The organism is Streptomyces sp. NPDC029152 (assembly GCF_055564355.1).
Genome location: NZ_JBVHWR010000034.1, coordinates 16,000 through 33,514, shown reverse-complemented (window position 1 = coordinate 33,514; position 17,515 = coordinate 16,000). Strand labels below are relative to the sequence as shown.

Here is a 17,515-nt window from a genome sequence, read left to right as displayed (position 1 = left end):
CTCGGTACGACAAACTCGCCGTCCGCTACGAAGCGACAGTGCTGGTCGCAGCCATCAATGAATGGCTATGACCAGCACTTTCACAACAGGCCCTAACCCCGCCCACACCACAACCCCCGCCCCCGCCCCCGCCCCCGCGCCGCGCCGCGGGGGCAGGGGCTGTGGCCCCGCGCATACCCGCCAGCCGTTACGAGCTGCCCCCACCGCCCCCCCCACGCCCCCCACCGCGTGATCCTCCGGCGCCCCGACCACCCAGCCCCCCCGGGCCCCACCCCTCCCGCCGCCCGGCCCCGCGGCGAGACCCCGGCCGCACCCGCACACAGCCCCCCCGGGCGCCCCCGCCACGCGTGCCTTCACGCCCCTTTTCCCGCGCCGCACCCTCCCCAGCAGGCCGCCCCGGGCCCCGACGCCCCCGCAACGCCGGCCGCACCCCGCCCCCGCCATGCCGGTCCAGCAGGCCCTTGCCCCGCTAACCCCTGCTCCGCGCACCGTGACCCCACCAACCGGCCCCACCAGCAGCCGGGGCCGGACCGTCACGAAAGGCACCCCGTCATGGCCACGAACAGCACCGCGACCGTCACCGTCGAAGACATCCCCTTCACCCCCGCCCCCGAGACACCGGCGACGAGCATCACCCCCGGCCGCCGTATCCGGCTGGTCCGCATCACACCCGTCTGCCTGACCAACCTCACCGGCATCACCCAGGCCCTGCCGGGCCGAAGCCGCAGCAAGAACCGCCTCGACGTCCTCCTCGACGAAAGCAGCACCCGCGCCCTGCGCCAGGACCACCGCGTCGACAACACCAACAAGGTCGACCGCCCCGCCCCCGACACCGAGCGGTTCCTCCTGCACGGCATCCCCACCGTCTGCATGATCCTCGCCGAGAACGACAGCTGCCCCCCCCCCGGCCGGTCCCGCACCTCCAGGTGCGGGACCGCCCGCACACCCAGCACACGCCACCCCCCCAGCGCCCACCCGCGCCCGCCGCGTCCCGCTGCACCCACCGCGGCGATACGCCCCCGGCCCCCCGCGCCACAAACTTGCCCCGCTAACCCCCAGCCCCCTCACCGTCAATCCCAGCGCAAGGCCCGCCCTCCGGCTCCCGCCGCAGGCCCCGGCCCCGCGCACCCGCCCCTTTCCCACTCACCTCAGGGACCGACATGACCGACCCCGCCCCCAGCACCCCTGCCCGGCTCGACCAGGCCACCGCCCGCGCCTGCGAGGGATGCAACGCCGACCCCAACCAGCACTGCCTGCCGCACTGCCTGCCCTACGAGCCCACCGAACCGGCCGGGGAGCACCCCGGCACCAGCCCCGACGACACGCTCATGGCCCACACCGCCCACGGCACGAGGAAGTGCACCCTCGTCTTCCCCCTCGACCAGGTCCTCGCCGCCGCCGAACACGCGGCCAACGCCACCGAGCACAGGCTCGGCCACAACGAGACCACCCCCGCACCCCGCCTGTGGTGGATCAAGGACGACGGCACCTTCCTCACGAGCAACGGCCGCACCCCCGCCGCCGTCCGCGACACAACCGGCCGCCCGCCCCGCAACGTCTACGCCGACGGCTGGGGACCGGGCACCGACGCCCGCTCCGTCCTCGGCGGAGACGACTTCCGCGAATCCATCGACCTGACCACCCCCGTCTTCAAGGACGGCACCACCCTGCTCGACACGCTCCGCGAAGCCGCCGCCCGCGGCGCCACCCGCTTCCTGCTGAAGACCACCTTCGACGACACGTACATGGACCTGACCTACATCATCGAATAACCGAACAACCCCCACGGCCCCGCGCCCGGACACCCCTCCCGGCGCGGGGCCACCCGCACACCCCCACCCCCGCCACAGCCCACGGCGCCCAGCCAGCACCCCCCGCCCATCCCCCTCGCGCCGGGCCAGAGCCGCCCCCGCACCGCCCGCACCGAAACCCCCCAACCCGAAGACGACTGACCCCGCCAACCCCGCCCCCGGCCCCCGCACCAGGGGGCCGGGCCTTGCCGCGCTAACCCCCTACCACCCCACCGTCGGACCCGCCGCGCCCGCCCCGGCCCGCCGCGCCCGCCCCGGCCCGCCGCGCCCGCCCCGGCCCGCCGCGCCCGCCCCGGCCCTCCGGGCCGCCGGCGGCCCCGCGCACCCCACCCGCACCGACCGATGCCAGGGACCCGACATGACCGAACCCACCGCCCCCGGGGACTTCGACGCCCTGCTGCGCGATGTCCTCGGCGAGGACCACCAGCCCCCCGCCCGGCAGGACTGCACGCTCGCCTTCCCCCTCGACAAGGTCCGCTTTATCGCCGAACTCGCCGTCGCCGCCCGCAAGCACGCCCTCGGCCCCGGCGAGACCGACGCCCGCCCCCGCCTGTGGTGGATCAAGGGCGACGGCACCTTCCTCATGAGCAACGGCATCGACAACACCCCCCACACCCGCGACGCCGACGGCAACTGGCACCACATCGTCTACGCCCACGGCTGGGGACCGGGCACCGACCCCTCCACCGTCCTCGGCGGCGACGACCTCCACGAAACCCTCGACCTGACCCAGCCGCTCGACGACGGCCCCACGCTCATCGAGCTGCTGCGCGAAGCCCCCGACCACGCCACCCGCTTCCTGCTCCACATCACCCACGACGACGAAGGCATGGCCCTCACCATGACCACCAGGTAGCCGTAGCCCTTCGCGGCCCCGTGCCCGGACACCCGTCCGGCACGGGGCCGCTCCCATGCTTCCCGCCCCACGCCCCCGCCACCCCAACCCGCATCCCGCCCCCCGGCTCCCACGCACCACACCCGCCCCGCACGACCCCCAGGCCGCCTACCGTCCAAGCGAACCCGCAGACCCAGGCCACAACCAGAAAGGGGGGAGCACCGTGAAGCACGAGACCACCATCAACGAACTCGCCCAGTTCGCCGGTCTCTTCAGCACCGTCGACCACATCACGGTCCCCGAGACCAACCCGGACACCCACATCACCGAGGAGGTCACCCTCCCCCCGCCGCTCATCCGCCGCACCCAGCGCCGCGACGACACCATCTGGTGGATCCTCACCCCGCCCGGCATCCACGAACGCATCATCGTCGCCGACCAGGCCACCGTCACCGTCTACCTCAAGAACACCGACCCCGGACGCTTCACCGGCCACGTCCCCCCAACCCAGGCCGCAGCCCCCCAGGCCACCTCACCGGCCGTCTGGCCCCAGCAGGCCGCCGCGCCCGCCGCCTACCCGGCCCAGACGCCCGCCGCCTACCCGGCCCAGACGCCCGCCGCCTACCCGGCCCAGACGCCCGCCGCCTACCCGGCCCAGCAGCAGACGCCCGCCCCCCAGGCCACCGCCCCCCAGCGGCCCGCCGCACCCTGGTCCAACCCACAGTGCTGATCCCCACCCCGGCCCCGGCACGCCGCCCCGCGCGGCAGCCGGGGCCTCTCCGTACCTCCAGCCGCCCCACCGTCACCGAGACGACTCCGGCCACCCCGGCCGTGCCCCGCCCTCACCGTCCGACGTCCCCGAAGGCCCCGCCGGCTCACCGGCCGAGGGAGCACCCGGAGCAGCGGCCGGAGGAGCGGACCGGGCCGGAGCGGACCCAGGCGGCGCCAGCGGAGCCGCCACCGGGGTAGCGGTGACCGGCGCCGCACCCGCCCCGCGCGACACCGCACCCGCCTGCCCCCAACCGCGCCCAGCATCGAGCCGCTGCTCCCCGCCCGGCCCGCCCGCCGCCCCCTGCTGCGCCGCCGCCCTCTTCTCCACGGCCACCGCCTTCTCCACGGCCACCGCCTTCTCCGGGCCGCCCGGCTTCCCCTTCACCGGCGCCGCGCCCTCCACTACAAGGCGCTCGCGCCCCAGCCGCCGCAGCTCCTTGACCCGCTCCACCCCCACCCCCAGCCGCAGCCCGCACCCGGACACCGTCTCCCCGGCCTCACCCATCGCCAGCACGACCCGCGCCGCCGCCACCCTCGCCGCGTCGATCCGCAACCGGCCGCGCTCCCGCACCCGCGCGACCTCCTCCTCCACCTCGGCGGCCGCCGCCGCCTCGTCCTGAACCGCCAGCTCGAAGTCGGCCACCAGCTCGTCGAAGGCCGCCTCCTTGCGCCACCGCTCCGCCTCCGCCTCCTTCGCCGCCCGCCGCTGCTCGGCCACCCGCGCCGCGGCACGTTCCAGCGCCGCCTTCCGGCGCGCCAGCATCCCGCTGGTATTCCCCTTGCTCTTGGTCCGGCTCGACGCCACCACAGCCACCTCCCGGCCATCCCCGCGCCCCGCCCCAGCGGCAGGCCGCGCCCGGTCAGTCTCAGCCGCTCCCACCCCCGCCAGGGCGGCCAAGACGCCCGCGTCCCAGGCCGTAGCACGCCCGTCGCCGCGCCCGGTCCCACTCACGGGACGACGCCAGAGCAGCGGGGGAGAGAACCCCGAGCAGGGGCGGCCCATGTGAGGGTGGTGCCGGAAGCCGGGGTGGCGGTGGGTGCCGGTGGTGTGTGAAGGCCAGGGGTGCCGGGTCGGTGGCCGGCGTCGGTGAGGGCGTGGGTGTGTGGTCGCCGGCCGGTGGCGGGCCGGTCCCCGTACACCTCTGGCACTTTTGACGCCTGCCCGTGCTCGAGGGCCGTTCTCCCTTCCGGCGGGACGCGTTCCAAGGTCGTTTCTCGGGGCCTGGGAGGCTCGGGCCCCCGGGCCGGTCTTCGCCCGCACCGGCCCGGCACGTGGTGATCTTCTGGCGTCGTGGGGATGACAGCGAACGCGTTCACCGCGGGGCGGGAGCGCTACTACCGGCTGGGCATCGCCCGCGGCGACGGCGCCCCGGGCGCCGAGCTGACGGTGTCCTCCAGCGTGCCCGGGGTGCCGCCCGGGGTGTGGCACGGGCAGGGAGCCCGTGCTCTGGGGCTGTCCGGGATCGTCACCGACACGCAGATGCGGGCCCTGTTCGGGCTCGGCATGCACCCCGACGCCGAGGAGATCGCCGCCCGCGAACTGGCCGCCGGGGCCTCACGCAAGCAGGCCATGAAGGCCGCCAAGCTCGGGCCGGCCCTGCCGCAACTCGCCGAATCCTCCCCGCTGGACCGGGAGATCGAGCAGGTCCTGGAGCACGTCAGCGAGCAGCTGTGCCGCCCGCCGACCAAGGCCGAGACGCGAGACGTGCGGATGCGGTGTGCGGCGCGCGCCTTCGAGGCCGAGTACCACCGCACCCCCGCGGACGGCGCCGAGCTCGGCCGGTACCTGGCCGCCCGCAGCGGCCCACAGCGCCGCGCCGTGACCGGTTACGACCTGACCTTCTCCAACGAGGAACTCTCGCTGCTGTTCGCCCTCGGCGGCCCCCAGGTGCGCCGCATCGTCCTTGAGGTCCTGGCCCAGGCCCGCACCGAGGCCCTGGCCTGGATCGAGCGCCATGCGCTCGCGGTGCGCACCGGGCCGGGCGGCGCGGCCCAGCAGCGGGCCGAACCCGGGCTGCTGGCCACCGTCTACCTGCACTACGAATCCCGCGCGGGCGATCCGATGCTGCACGAGCACGCGGTCATCTCCCCGCGCGTGAAAGGCCCCGACGGACGCTGGCGCAACCTGGACTCCCGGCTCCTGCTGCGCGACGTCGTCGCCGCCAGCGAACTGTTCAACCAGCGTTCCCTCGAGTTGATCTGCGGCAGACTGGGGCTGGCTACCGAGGAGGTTGAGGTCACCCCCGGCCAGCGGCCGGTGATGCAAATCGTCGGCATCGACGGCCGGCTGCGGGCCGCGTTCGCGCAGCGCTCGACCGCGGTGCGCACCATGGCCGAGTCCCTCTTCGACGCCTACCGGCGCCGCCACGGCCGCCAGCCCGCACGGCCGGCCCGCACCCGGCTGCAGTGGCAGGCCACCGTGAAGACCCGCCCGCCCAAGCGGCAGGCCCGCTCCCTGGACGACCTGCTCGCCGACTGGCGGCGCCGGGCGATCGCGGCCACCGACCGCACGGTCGTCGACAACCTGCTCGCCACCGCCCGCGCCGCAGCAGGGGAACGGCCCGCCCCGGCCGCGTTCGACCTTGCCGCGGCGGCCGAGGACGTCCTGGCGGCGGTGTGTGAGCGGCGTACGACGTTCCGCCGCCGTCACGTGCTGGCCGAGGCGCGCCGCTACCTGATGCGGACCCTGGGCGGGGCCACCGCCGCGCCGCAGGCGGCCGAGCAGATCACCGAGAAGGTCCTCGCCCACGGCGACTGCCTGGACATCACCCCGCCCGAGATCAACCCGCCGCACCCCGACCTGCAACGCGCGGACGGCACCAGCATCTACCGGCCGATCGGCTCGCAGACCTACACCACCCACACCCTGCTCGCCGCCGAGAACCGGCTGCTGGCCGCCGCCCGCACCAGCGTGATCCCGCCGGTGGGGCGGGGCACCTTCGCCCGCGTCGCCGCCCTGCACCGCGGCCCGATGGACGCCGGACAGCGCGCACTGGCCTCCTCCTTCGTGTGCTCCGAGCGGCTGCTGCTGGCCGGCCTCGGCCCGGCGGGCGCCGGAAAGACCACGGCGATGAAGCTGGTGGCCCGGGCCGTGGACGCGGCCGGCGGACGCCTCATCCCGCTCGCACCGTCCTCGAGGGCGGCGAAAGTCCTCGGCAGCGACCTCGACCGGCGCGCCCACACCCTGCACTCCTGGCTCCACCAGCGCGCCCGCGCCGCCGACGGCAAGACCGTGGAGAAGGACTTCCAGCTGCGCCCCGGCGACGTCGTCCTGGTCGACGAGGCGGGCATGGCCGGTACCCTCCTGCTCGATCGGATCCTCGCCGATGCGGCGGCCGCCGGGGCGGTGGTGCGCCTGCTCGGCGACCCGCACCAGCTCGCCGCCGTCGAGGCCGGGGGAGCCCTCCGCCTCATCTCCCGGGCCGGCGGCGCCATCGAACTCGACCAACTGCACCGCTTCCGCGTGCCCGGAGAGGCCGACGCCTCCCTGATCCTGCGCGACGGCGAGGAGCCCCGGGCGGTCTTCGACTGGTACCGGAACAAGGGCCGGATCGTCGCCGGAACCTACGAGGCGATGTGCGACATGGTGTTCGCCGCCTGGGCCAAGGACCTCGGCAAGGGGCTCATCTCGCTGATGACGGCCGCCGACACCGCGACGGTGACCGCGCTCAACGTGCGCGCCCAGGCCCATCACATCGCCGCCGGCACCGTCGACACCAGCCAGGCCGCCGCGCTGCGCGGCGGGCAGCGCGCGCACGTCGGCGACGTCATCGTCACCCGCCTCAACCGCCGCCGCATGACCGTGCGCGGCGGGCGGGACTTCGTGAAGAACGGCGACACCTGGACCGTTCAGCAGATCCTGCCCGGCGGGGACGTGGTGGTCCGCCACACCCGGCACCGCGGCCGCATCCGCCTGCCCGCCGACTACCTGTCCGCCCAGTGCGAGCTCGGCTACGCCTCCACCATCCACCGCTCCCAGGGCATGACCGTGGACACCTCGCACGCGATCGCCTCGGTCCGTTCCAACCGCGAAGGTGTCTACGTCCAGCTGACCCGCGGCGCGCGCACCAACCGCCTCTACGTCGCACTCGAGGACGGCGACCGCCTCGACGACGTCCTCTTCTCCATCGCCGCCAGGCGCCGCGCCCAGCTGTCGGCGACCGAGTCGATCGCTGCCCTGCAACGCGAGATCGCCGCGCCCGGGCAGCTGTCCACGGAGTTCGCCGACGTCGCCGAGCGCGCCACCACCGCCCGGCTGACCGGCCTGCTCGAGCACACCCTCGGCCCCGGCCGGGCCGCGACGTTCATGGCCGCCGACGCCTATGGGGCCCTCATCCGCGCCCTGCACGACGCCGAGCGCGCCGGATTCGACCTGCCCCGCCTGCTCGCCAACACCGTGCCCCGGCGCGGCTTCGGGGATGCGGACGACCCCTCAGCGGTGCTGACCTGGCGGCTGCGCGAACGCCTCAAGGACGCCGCCGAAGCCCAGAAGGACGGCCGCTCCCGGCCGCTGGCCGCCCTCACCCTGACCCAACTGCACACCCTCACCCAGCTCGCCGCCTCCCACCGGGCCACCGCCCGCCAGGCACTTGTGGCGGCCGACGCCGCCTTCACCCACCTGCCCAGCGAAGTCACCACCCGCGCCGGCCACACCCATCCCGCCTGGGACCAGCGCCCCATGGGCGAGCTGACCCGCCGCGAGCTCGCCGCCCAACTAGCCCTGGTGCGCACCCAGATCCGCCGCGCCCAGACGAACCAAACCCCGCTCTCCGACACTGCCCGGCACCTGATCGCCGACCTCACCCGCGAGTCCCAGCTGCGCCGCGCCCTGAACTGGCGCGACGTCGCACGCGAGGACTTCCAGCGCGAGCGGGCCACCAGCAACGCTGCCCCCGGCGCCACCTCACTGGCCGCGATGCGCCGCACTCTCCAGACACGGCGCACCTCCACGTCCGATCGCCGACACTCCGCGCGCGCCGCGCTGGCCCGCGCCGACACCGTCTGCGACAAGATCTACGCCGAGCTCCGCTTCCGCGACCGCCTGCCCGACCACCCCCCGCACCGCCCCCACCACCGCGGGACCATCCCCGACTGGGTCGCCGACTCCCACGCCCTGACCCACCCAGACACCCCCAAGCACTGGGCCGGCCACCTCGCCGAGCGCCACCGCATCCTGGCCCGCTCGCTCGCCGACCGCGGCCACACCCTGGCCGCCGCCCTGCCCGCCTGGGCCCGCCCGCTCGGCACCCCGCCACCCACCAGCGCCCCCCGCCGCCGCCACGCCTGGGCCACCACCGCAGCCCTCGTGGAACTATGGCGCACCCGCCACGCCATCACCGCAGTGCCCGGAGTGGGCCCGCGCCCCGCCGACCCGGACGACGCGGCGGCCTGGGACGACCTGGACGCCCGAGTGCGCGCCCTGACCGGACGCCGCCGCCCGGTGCACCTGCCGCCGCCCGACGCCCCCGCCTCCGTCATGATCGAAGCGGCCCTCAGCCACCTCGACACGCCCCCGCCCGGCGGCCCGCTGCCCGACCACCCGGCCCTGCGCGCCCCCCTCGGCATCACCCCGCAGTCCTACGGCGCGCTGGACGCCCGCCTCGCGCGGCGTGCACTGGCGGCCGTGCTCGCCGGCGAGTCCCTGCCCGAAGCCTGGATGGAGGAGATCACCGCCCCCGGCGAAGACGACGAGGACGAGCAGCGCACCTACACCCGGCTGCTGACCGCCATCGGCGGCTACCGGCGCCGCCACCACCGCGCCGGCCCCGACGTCCTTGGCCCGCGCCCCGCGGGTCTGGACGGCGAGGAATGGGACCACCTCACCGACGCCATCGACCTCTACACCCACGCCCGCATCACCCGCCGCCTCGAACAGATGCGGGCCCGCACCGCCGCCCAACGCGCCGCGCTGCTGCCGCCCACCTCACCGCTGCGCCGGCAGTCCACGTCCGAGCGCAGCCAGTCCGGCCGCCGTCCGCCGCATCGCTGAGCCCCGGATTTTCGTCCGTAGCCACGCCAAGCCGCTGCGGCGAGTGGCTGAAGGACAGCCCGGCTGTCCACCAACGGCAGCTGAGGCCGCCGGCGCCGCGGTGTCGGTCAGGGGGAGACGTAGTCGCCCCAGCCGAAGGTGAGGACGTACGCCCGGCGTAGTGCCTTCCTGCCTTCCTCGGCGTTGCGGGTGAGGGCCGGCAGGGGGACGAACCACACCGCGAAGCATCCCGTGATGATCAGGGCCCAGCGAGGCCCCGAGAAACAGCCGGCAACGACCACGGCAATGACCGTCACCGCCAGGCCGCCGTGCGGCCCGCCGACATCCGTCTTACCGTCTGCCGTGGCACGCCTTCGACCAGCATGTTCGACCTGACGAAGCAGGCTTGGTCAACGCCACGTGACCGTGCTCAGGACGCACCGTCAACAAGTCCGAACCCTTCCGGGAACTGTTCCAGGAAGGCGCGGCGCGCCGGGTCGGTCTCGGCGGCCGCCATCTCCCCGACCAGCTCCACCAGCTCCTGCCGCTGAGCATCGGACAGCGAGGTGACCCGGTGGGCGACGCCCTCCAGCACCTTGACCGCGTCGTCGGGGTCCATCTGCTCGTCCTCGCTGCCCTCGATGAACCACAGGACATCCACCAGCGCCTCGCCCAAGGCGCGAGTCAGGGACGGGTAAGACGTCACGTTGGCCTCCCAGCAGATCCACGGCAAGGTTCGCCATCCCACCACACACCACGGACATCACCCACAGGACCCTCCGCGAGTTTGTGGACAGCACAGAGCCCGGCCTGCGACACCGGCCGTCTGCCGGGACACCGCAGCAGGATGGCGACGCACCACCTGGAATCCACGAAGCCCCGCGCCGAAATCTGCTGCCCAACGCCACAGCGGGTAGCACATAGTGGAGCCACACATCACCGATCACTCCTGGAGCATGCGGCCGTGACGACCGTGCACACCGAACCTTCCACCGAGCGCGTCCCCGGGCGGTCCTGGACCGTCCGCATCGTCGGCCACGGCCGAACTGCCGCCTCGGTCACCTGCAGCACCGAAGCGTGCCGGATGCCGGCCCGCTCCGAGGACCTCGCCGGCCTGCGGGCGTTCGCCGCCCGGCACGCCGCCGCCCACGCCAAGGCGGCCACCGTCCGCCCCCACGCCTTCTGCCACTGCGGCACCCAGCACTGCGGCGCCCACCCCGACACCAAGACCCACTGCGCCGGCGCCGTCCTGCTCATCCTGCGCCACGACCCCGTCATGCGCCGCGTCTGGAGCGTCGAGGAGGTCTGCGAGACCTGCGCCCCGCTCATCCCCAACGCCACCGTCCTGGCCCGCGCCGAACGCCCCCGCCGCGCCCCCGACCGCCCCACCGCGCAGGCACCTGCTCCCGTACGGCCGGTCGTCGCGGGCGGCTTCTCCTCACCCACCGCCCCCGGCGCCGGCGAACCCGCGCCCGTGCGGCGCTCCCGGCGCAGCACCCAGCGCTCCCGGCCCCGTAGGTCCGGGCAGGGACGCTGAGAGGCGAGACCCGCGCGAGCGACTGAGTAGCTGCCTCGCCTCGACTGCCGGCGCTGAAGGAGACGGCCGGGGTGTTCCAACCGTTCTCCTGCGCCTGCCCGGTGCGGTACGGCACCGATGACAGGGCGCGGTTCTTCTGCCGGTCGCCATAGCTCTTGCCGGTTCACGAGCAGGCGCGGATCGCCTCGTCCCAGGCGTGAGGGCTGCGGTAGTGGTTGTGGTGCCCCGCAGCGAGGACGTGGCGCAGTTCGGCCCGGTGTGGGGTGTCAGCGGGGAGATCCAGGCGCTCAAGGAGAGTGAGTGCGGATGCCGGTTCCAGGTCACCGTAGACGTCGTGGAAGCTCGCCCGCAGAGCACGGAAAAGAGCCGTGTGCAGGGCGGGCAGTCGTCCGGCGGTGCGGTACGTGCGCTCCTTCACCGGCCACGGCACCGGGCCCGAGCACTCCAGAACCCGGCGGGCCCGGCGGAGCAGGGCTTTTGATCGCTCGGCGACCACGCGGTCGATGTCGTTGCCGAGGACCTCGGCGAAGGCCGTCGCGGACGTGGTGCGGTCCTGGAACCAGTCCACCCACAGTGAGCAGATGACCGCCTCGACGTCCCTGTCCGCCTCCAGCCGCCGGCGGTAGCCGTCCCACAGCACGCCGGCCAGGAGCGGGCCTGCCGCGCTCGCGTGCGCGAACCGGATCTCGCAGGTGACCCAGTAGTCGTCGAGGAGGTCCAGCAGCCCGAACGCCAACCGCAGCTGCGCGGCCGCATCCAGGTCTTCGGTGAACACCTCGCCGGTCCAGGAGTGCGCCACCTCGTTGGCTGTGAGCAACACGTTCGGCTCCTCGCCGCTCACCCACCCCTCGCGCACCTGCCTGACGCCCTGATCGGCCAGCCAACGCCGCGCAGCCTCCACGGCCGGTATCTCCATCCGGAAAGTATGACAACCCCTGCCAAGAGGCCGCGTGAAGCGCCTCACGCCGTGTATCGGACGAACCGGAGGCAGGGCAGCAGCGGCTGTGGATGCGCCTCGTCCCGCCTTACGGGACGCTGCAGCTGAACGGCACCCCCCACCGTCCCGCCGGGCGGGACATCGCTGCTCGCCGCGGCGGCCCCCGCCCCGGGTGCGGGCAGGCTGCAGATTGCCGCCGTCCACAGGTCCGTGCGGCGTGACCCAGACGGTTCGAGGAGAAGGCCCCCGTGGATGAGTGAGCAGAGTGCGCCCCCGCCTGGTGAGTTCGGTGCGTGGCTGTCCGGACAGGGAGCGGACGCCTACGCCCTGGTGTGGGCGGACGCGCCCGATCAGGCGGCCGGCTGGTCCGGCGGCGTGGAGCCGGAGCCGCCGCGGCTGGGGGAGACGGGCATCGCCCGCCCCGGGTTCGACCCCGCCCGCCTCACCGTGCAGGAGGCCGTCTACGGCCGTGAGGAAGCGCTGCGCCGCTGGCTGGACCTGGACACCGGCGCCCGCCCCCTTGCCATCGTCACCACCAGCCCCGACGGCCTGCATGAGCACACTCCGGGCGAGCTCGCCGTCGTCCGCCTCCTGCACCAGGCGGACGACCCGTGGCTCACCCGGCAGCTGGCCGGCTGGCTCCACCGGCGCAGCAGCACGGCACCGCAGGGCGTGGACGCGGGGTGGAGCGCCGCGACGGCCGCCTGGGCCTGCCACATGCGCGCTCTGAGTGACTACCCGCCGCCCTCCGTCGTCTCCCTCGCGCTCAGCGCCGCCGGGCAGGACGCGAGCACCGCGGAGCTGATCGTCGCCACTGGCCAGAACGTCACCGCTCTCCTCGACCGCCTGGAAAACCCCTACCGGTCCCACGGCGAGCTGGTCGACGACTGGCACGCTCTCCAGGCCCTGGCCGTTGACGTCCCGGCCTTCACCGGGACGGCGGACTGGCTCCTGGACCAGATCGCCTTGCGCGACGCCTTCGCCCAGCGGCTGCGCGCCGTCCTCGAACCCGACATCACCGACCACCTCCATCAGGCGACCAGCCCCCACACCCCCGACACCCCCGCCCCGGCACTCGACGAGCAGCGCGCTGCCCACCTCGCGCAGGCCCACGCCACCGTCCGCGCCTACACCGCCGCCTCCTACTCCGGCCGACCGCAGGAAGCCCGACGCATCCGGGACGCCTTCCCCGCGCCCGCCCGGGCCCTGACCGTCTCCGGCCCGGCAACTGCCTGGCGCCGCGCCTCCACCACCGCCCAGCGGGCCGTCGAGACTTTGGCCGAACAGCGCGCCGCCACCCTCGACGACGACGCCGACTACCTCGCCGATCCGCGCCTGTTGCACGCCCGCATCGCCTACCTGTCCGCCCGTCTCGGACAGGTGCACGCCCTGCACGACGCACTCGGCCGCCTCGCCTTCCCCACCGAACCGCCGGCCACCCTGCCCGAAGCCCTCGTCCCGGTCGCGGCCGCGCAGACCGAACGCCGCCTCATCGAGGCCTTCGGCACCCTCGACCGCGCAGCCCAGGCCCTCGACGGACAGATCACCTACCAGCGCCAACTCCCCGCACCCACCCCCCGACAGGACGCCCCCGGCACCGAAGCGGACCTGCTGGTAACCGCCCGCACCGCACTGGACCGCCTCACCACAGCCACGGCCCCGCTCGACGAGAACGACATCCGGGCCCGCCTGCAACAGGCCATGGCACGCCCAACCGCCCCTGCCGCTTCCGTGGCGTCCACCGCCCACGACGAGGCCCACAGCCAGGCACTGGCCACCGGCCCCGGCACACCGGGAATCCACCGGTGACCAGATGCTGAGCGCGTCCATCTCCCTGCCGAAAGGGCGCTCCATCAGGCCACCGGCTTCGGCGGGCAGACCGAAGCGTGAGCGGAGCAGGGTCCGGGGTTATGCGGCCGCTTTGCGGCGGGCGGCTGCCAGGCCGGCGGCGAACTCGTCGACGGCGCCATGCGTGACGGGCCCGGCCGCCGCGGCGGCCGGGCCGCAGCTCGGCCACGTCGTCGACGGCACCACGTAGGGGAGTGCCGCAGGTGGCCACCACCAGCGCCCCGCCCCGCGCCACACCTGGGCCTGCAGCAGGTCCTCGGGATCCATCGAGCCGTCGGGCCGCACCCGGACGCGTACCTGCTGCAGGCCCAGGTGCCGGGCCCGGCCGGGCGGCCTTCCCTCCTCTCCCGGCCGGACCTGCTGCCCCGGCTCGCCGCACGGCCGTGCGCGGGGGCAGGCTGGAAGGGTGAGCGGTGCGCCGGTCGTCGTGCACGGCCGTTCTCTGTCGGGCGGCCGGAGGGTCACGGTGCGCCGCCACGGTACGGACGTGGTCCTCGGCACCGCCTACAGCGACCACGACCTGGTCGTCTTCCTCGAAGCCGCCGGTATCGCCGGCCCCGCCGCCGTCCTGGACGACCCGCGCCTGGTGGAGTGGCGCGACGGCCCCGCCCACGACTTCGCCGCCGCCTGACACCCTGGGCCGCCAGGGAAGGCACCGCCCCATGACGCCGCTGACGCCGTCCGCCCGTCGCCCCCGTCCCCCGGGGGTCCGGCGTCAGGCCATAAGAAGCGCCGTCGCTGGCAGGAATCCGGCTCCCGGAACGCGCAGGGTTCGACGTAACGTTGCCTGTGCGTAACCGTCAGGCAAGGCGCAGACACGGAGAGCGACATACCTGTGCAGAACGACACCGAGCACCGCTTGCACGAGGCCGACTACGCCGCCTACGTCGAGCACCTGAAGACTTGCACCGAATGCGGAACCGTGCGCTGCCCGGTCGGTGAAGAGCTGTGCACCGCCTATCTCACCCGGGTCCGGTTCAAAGGCCGCACCGCTCTTCCCTGACCCCAGGCATCCTCGAGCGCACCGGCACCACATCTGCAGAGGACCGGGCGAAGAGGGCGGGCAGCACGCCCAGCACCCGCCCGCCCGTACCGCCGCTGGTGCCGCCGCCCCGGACACCATCACCGACGAGAACAACACGGGGTATGAGCCTCCGGGCCGTCTCCCGTGGCCTGATCGCTGCAGGCCGGCTGCCGTGTCTGCCTGGTGAAGGGGCTGGGGCCGGGCGGGCGACGGGGGGCTGTGCCGGCCCGGCCCCAGAGGAAGGCAACGGCCCGCGCAACGGGGGGTGATTGCGGGCCTTGCCGGGCCGCGAGGGCCCATCGGGCACAGCGTAGCGGCACTCACTGCCCCGGGCGGGCCACCGACACAGCCGACGATCAGCACACGCAGCCCCCTTGACGCTGATCAGCACCCGGTGGAGCGTGACGGTTCGCGGCGCGCTCCACCCCGAAGAGGGCCTTGAGCATGTCGTTGGACGCCGGTACGGCGGCAGGCCTGCCCGCCCCTGCCCGGGGGGGGCGCCGTCATGTACGTGAGGTCAATGTGCACCGGTCCTGAGTCCGGCCCCCGTCGGCCTCACGCCGTCTGTCACGCCTTGGGCTGCGGCAGCCGGCCGGGCTGCACCGGTATCCGTTCGATCCCGGTCGCGCCGGTCTGCTCGAGTTCCGCCTCGCGCCGGTCCGCGGACACCTTGTCGTACGCCACGGCCGACACCCGCGGCGTGCCGTCCGGGCCGGTCCACCGAAATCCGTAGCTCTCCATCGTGCTCGTCATACCGGCATCATCGCCGGTGGCACTGACAGCAGGCGGTGCCGGGCCGCTTGGCCGGCGGCTTTCCGGTTCACGGGCCTGCCGCCCCCCTTGCGCCAGGATGCGCCCCCGCGCCCCGAGCACGGCACGCGGACAGGTGTGCCGCTACGGCCGCTGCACCCCCACGAGGGGGTGTACTCACCGATTCCCTCGCCGTCCTGTCCCTTTCGCCGCCCCTGCTCCCGCCGCCGCGGCCCGGGCCGTCTGCCGGGACGCCCGGCCCGGTATCGCACCGCTTGCCTCCCGCCGGGCGGGACACACGGCTCGAGCAGCCCCATGGCGGTGCCTGCCGCCTGAAACTTGGCTACCGCCGGGCCCGTTCGTGCCCGGCGGCGGGGCGAAAAAGGGAGGGGCGCGGTGCGGGAGGGGTTCGGGCCCGAGGACATCACGGCCATGCGCGAGGAAGGCGACCTGCCGGCCTTCCTGCGCCTGCGGATCCGCCCCGACCGCACCCCCGTCCAGACGGCAGCCTTGTGGCAGCGCCATGCGGCACCCGCCCGGCACACCATCGGCGCCTGGCCCTCCGCCCAACCCCTTCAGGCCGGGCACCGGCGGGCCCCGGGAGAGGCGGCCTTCTGCGACTGCTCGCGCTGCCGGGCCCTGGGTGCGCCGTGCGCGGCCGATCCCTGCCGCTGCCCCTGGCGCGGCACGCCCCGGCGAAGCGGGCAGCCGCAGGCGGGCCGGCAGTGACCGGATCCGGGACAGCACAGCCGTGCCCACAAGATCACTTCCCGGCCGGATTCCAGCGCGGAAAGAGGCTCACATGAACGAGGTGCTCGTACACCCCCAGGCGGCACAGCTCATCGACTCGCTGGTGGCCTCCGGCGGAGGACACCTCTCCTACAGCATCGGCGCGCCCGGCAGGGAGATGACCGTCGCGGCGGGCGCGCGGCTGGCAGCCGCGAACGGAACGCCGCTGACGGTCGTCGACTTCCGCCACCTGCAGGCCCCCATCCGCTCCCTCGCCGCCGGCCTGCACCCCGATCTGCTCTGCACGGTGCTCTCCGCAGAAGAGGCGGCCCAGCAGCCCCAAAGCCCCAAGGGAGTGTGGGTCGTCCACACCGAGCTGCTGCATGCCCCCAGCACCCGCGACGCACTGCTGACACTGGCCCGCAACGCCGACACGCTCATCACGGCCGGCAGGGACGGCCTCGGCGAACCCCTCCCGAACGCTCTTGCCGCCCCCCTCGCTTCGTCTTCCGGCCCAGCGACCCGAACATCCTCGCCCGGCACAGCCAGACCGCGCCCGCGGCCGCGGGTCCAGAGCGCGAGCAGCGGCTGGTGCGGCAGAACCCTCCGGCGCCCGGGCAGGATGCGGTGAGCGCCGAGGAGTCCGGCCTGACGCCCACCACGTATCCCGGCGCAGGAAGTGCAGCCCCCGGCCGCCCGGCCGCCTCCAGCAGCGGCCCGGAGGCGGCCGCCGCACACCAGCCCGGCCCCGAACGGAAGGCACCCCCCGGCATGGACTCCCACCCCGGCCCCGGTACGGAAAGCGGCCCCGGCCCGGACACCGTGATCTACCCGATGACCCAGCCCACCCCCGAAGAACGCGCCGCGGCCGAGGCAGTGTGGGCCCGGCGCAAGCAGCGGGCCCTCGAGCTCATCACACCGGCCCGACCGGTCGACGGGACAGACGAGGACGAACCGACCCTGTCCTTCGAGGAGTTCCGCGCCCTGTGCGAGGCGCCCGACGTGCAGCAGAAGGTGGCCGAGATCGAAGCGGCCGCCCGCCGGCGTACGGAGCAGGCCGCCACAGCCCTCGCCACACCCTTGCCTTCCGGTCCGACGGCAGCCCGCGCCGGCCGCCCAGGCGCCGCCGGCGCCGCACACCACGCCCAGCAAGGCCAGACGCCCCCGCCGCCTCCCTCGCCGGGCCTGCGCCCGTAGGCCGGCTGCCGCGGTACGCCGTACGGTTTGGGGGACGTTTCCGTCGCTGCGGTACCCGTTCGGGGGCGTGACGTGGCAGCGCCAGGGGGGTATCCAGTTCGTGCACCC

The 17,515-nt window shown here is 74.5% G+C and carries 17 protein-coding genes; 11 read left to right on the top strand and 6 right to left on the bottom strand.

Annotated features, from left to right (window positions below):
* The first annotated feature begins 1,160 nt into the window (after positions 1-1,160).
* From ACZ4V6_RS35060 to ACZ4V6_RS35050, 3 genes are all read left to right on the top strand, one after another.
* Positions 1,161-1,772, top strand: coding sequence for a hypothetical protein (locus ACZ4V6_RS35060; RefSeq protein WP_467835111.1), 612 nt, complete (start codon positions 1,161-1,163; stop codon positions 1,770-1,772).
* A gap of 397 nt (positions 1,773-2,169) precedes the next feature.
* Complete coding sequence (locus tag ACZ4V6_RS35055; protein WP_467835110.1) at positions 2,170-2,667, top strand: hypothetical protein; 498 nt, start codon at positions 2,170-2,172, stop codon at positions 2,665-2,667.
* A 202-nt stretch (positions 2,668-2,869) separates the two neighbouring features.
* Complete coding sequence (locus ACZ4V6_RS35050; RefSeq protein WP_467835108.1) at positions 2,870-3,376, top strand: hypothetical protein; 507 nt, start codon at positions 2,870-2,872, stop codon at positions 3,374-3,376.
* A 72-nt stretch (positions 3,377-3,448) separates the two neighbouring features.
* Here the strand turns inward: ACZ4V6_RS35050 and ACZ4V6_RS35045 are convergent, their stop codons facing one another.
* Positions 3,449-4,222 (bottom strand): hypothetical protein, encoded by a 774-nt coding sequence (locus ACZ4V6_RS35045; RefSeq protein WP_467835106.1) that lies wholly within the window; start codon positions 4,220-4,222, stop codon positions 3,449-3,451.
* A 492-nt stretch (positions 4,223-4,714) separates the two neighbouring features.
* On the opposite strand from ACZ4V6_RS35045, the gene mobF reads away from it, so the two are divergent.
* Positions 4,715-9,406 (top strand): MobF family relaxase, encoded by a 4,692-nt coding sequence (gene mobF, locus ACZ4V6_RS35040; RefSeq protein WP_467835103.1) that lies wholly within the window; start codon positions 4,715-4,717, stop codon positions 9,404-9,406.
* A gap of 107 nt (positions 9,407-9,513) precedes the next feature.
* Here mobF and ACZ4V6_RS35035 read toward each other — a convergent pair whose 3' ends face one another.
* The gene (locus ACZ4V6_RS35035; protein ID WP_467835101.1) at positions 9,514-9,687 is read right to left on the bottom strand and encodes a hypothetical protein; all 174 of its coding nucleotides are present in this window, start codon (positions 9,685-9,687) and stop codon (positions 9,514-9,516) included.
* Between the two features lie 128 nt (positions 9,688-9,815).
* Positions 9,816-10,091, bottom strand: a complete 276-nt coding sequence (locus ACZ4V6_RS35030) for a hypothetical protein (protein WP_467835099.1) — start codon at positions 10,089-10,091, stop codon at positions 9,816-9,818.
* Positions 10,092-10,349: 258 nt separating this feature from the next.
* Here ACZ4V6_RS35030 and ACZ4V6_RS35025 point away from each other — a divergent pair, with 258 nt between their 5' ends.
* A complete protein-coding gene (locus ACZ4V6_RS35025) occupies positions 10,350-10,922 on the top strand; it encodes a hypothetical protein (RefSeq protein WP_467835097.1) in 573 nt (190 codons plus the stop codon).
* Between the two features lie 163 nt (positions 10,923-11,085).
* On the opposite strand, the gene ACZ4V6_RS35020 is transcribed toward ACZ4V6_RS35025, so the two are convergent.
* Positions 11,086-11,838, bottom strand: a complete 753-nt coding sequence (locus ACZ4V6_RS35020; protein ID WP_467835095.1) for a hypothetical protein — start codon at positions 11,836-11,838, stop codon at positions 11,086-11,088.
* 273 nt (positions 11,839-12,111) lie between these two features.
* Between ACZ4V6_RS35020 and ACZ4V6_RS35015 the strand changes: the two genes are divergently transcribed.
* Positions 12,112-13,668, top strand: coding sequence for a hypothetical protein (locus ACZ4V6_RS35015; protein WP_467835094.1), 1,557 nt, complete (start codon positions 12,112-12,114; stop codon positions 13,666-13,668).
* 99 nt (positions 13,669-13,767) lie between these two features.
* Here the strand turns inward: ACZ4V6_RS35015 and ACZ4V6_RS35010 are convergent, their stop codons facing one another.
* Positions 13,768-13,974, bottom strand: a complete 207-nt coding sequence (locus tag ACZ4V6_RS35010; protein WP_467835092.1) for a hypothetical protein — start codon at positions 13,972-13,974, stop codon at positions 13,768-13,770.
* Positions 13,975-14,113: 139 nt separating this feature from the next.
* Here ACZ4V6_RS35010 and ACZ4V6_RS35005 point away from each other — a divergent pair, with 139 nt between their 5' ends.
* Positions 14,114-14,338: a hypothetical protein gene (locus ACZ4V6_RS35005; protein WP_467835091.1), complete on the top strand. Its 225-nt coding sequence runs from the start codon at positions 14,114-14,116 to the stop codon at positions 14,336-14,338.
* Between the two features lie 204 nt (positions 14,339-14,542).
* Positions 14,543-14,710 (top strand): hypothetical protein, encoded by a 168-nt coding sequence (locus ACZ4V6_RS35000; protein ID WP_467835089.1) that lies wholly within the window; start codon positions 14,543-14,545, stop codon positions 14,708-14,710.
* A gap of 588 nt (positions 14,711-15,298) precedes the next feature.
* Here the strand turns inward: ACZ4V6_RS35000 and ACZ4V6_RS34995 are convergent.
* Positions 15,299-15,484 carry a hypothetical protein gene (locus ACZ4V6_RS34995; RefSeq protein WP_467835088.1) on the bottom strand — a complete coding sequence of 62 codons (186 nt, stop codon included), beginning with the start codon at positions 15,482-15,484 and terminating at the stop codon, positions 15,299-15,301.
* Between the two features lie 393 nt (positions 15,485-15,877).
* On the opposite strand from ACZ4V6_RS34995, the gene ACZ4V6_RS34990 reads away from it, so the two are divergent.
* The 3 genes from ACZ4V6_RS34990 to ACZ4V6_RS34980 all read left to right on the top strand — a co-directional run bounded on the left by ACZ4V6_RS34990 (position 15,878) and on the right by ACZ4V6_RS34980 (position 17,407).
* Positions 15,878-16,210, top strand: coding sequence for a hypothetical protein (locus tag ACZ4V6_RS34990; protein ID WP_467835085.1), 333 nt, complete (start codon positions 15,878-15,880; stop codon positions 16,208-16,210).
* 73 nt (positions 16,211-16,283) lie between these two features.
* Positions 16,284-16,841 (top strand): hypothetical protein, encoded by a 558-nt coding sequence (locus ACZ4V6_RS34985; RefSeq protein WP_467835084.1) that lies wholly within the window; start codon positions 16,284-16,286, stop codon positions 16,839-16,841.
* Positions 16,838-17,407, top strand: coding sequence for a hypothetical protein (locus ACZ4V6_RS34980; RefSeq protein WP_467835081.1), 570 nt, complete (start codon positions 16,838-16,840; stop codon positions 17,405-17,407). Before ACZ4V6_RS34985 ends, ACZ4V6_RS34980 begins: the two co-directional genes overlap by 4 nt.
* The last annotated feature ends 108 nt before the right edge of the window (positions 17,408-17,515 follow it).

Excerpts from the sequence above, each read along its gene's own strand:
- ACZ4V6_RS35060 (WP_467835111.1), top strand. The coding sequence starts at position 1,161 with ATGACCGACCCCGCCCCCAGCACCCCTGCCCGGCTCGACCAGGCCACC.
- ACZ4V6_RS34985 (WP_467835084.1), top strand. The coding sequence starts at position 16,284 with ATGAACGAGGTGCTCGTACACCCCCAGGCGGCACAGCTCATCGACTCG.
- ACZ4V6_RS35055 (WP_467835110.1), top strand. The coding sequence starts at position 2,170 with ATGACCGAACCCACCGCCCCCGGGGACTTCGACGCCCTGCTGCGCGAT.
- ACZ4V6_RS35020 (WP_467835095.1), bottom strand. The coding sequence starts at position 11,838 with ATGGAGATACCGGCCGTGGAGGCTGCGCGGCGTTGGCTGGCCGATCAG.
- ACZ4V6_RS34995 (WP_467835088.1), bottom strand. The coding sequence starts at position 15,484 with ATGACGAGCACGATGGAGAGCTACGGATTTCGGTGGACCGGCCCGGAC.
- mobF (WP_467835103.1), top strand. The coding sequence starts at position 4,715 with ATGACAGCGAACGCGTTCACCGCGGGGCGGGAGCGCTACTACCGGCTG.
- ACZ4V6_RS35010 (WP_467835092.1), bottom strand. The coding sequence starts at position 13,974 with ATGGATCCCGAGGACCTGCTGCAGGCCCAGGTGTGGCGCGGGGCGGGG.
- ACZ4V6_RS35015 (WP_467835094.1), top strand. The coding sequence starts at position 12,112 with ATGAGTGAGCAGAGTGCGCCCCCGCCTGGTGAGTTCGGTGCGTGGCTG.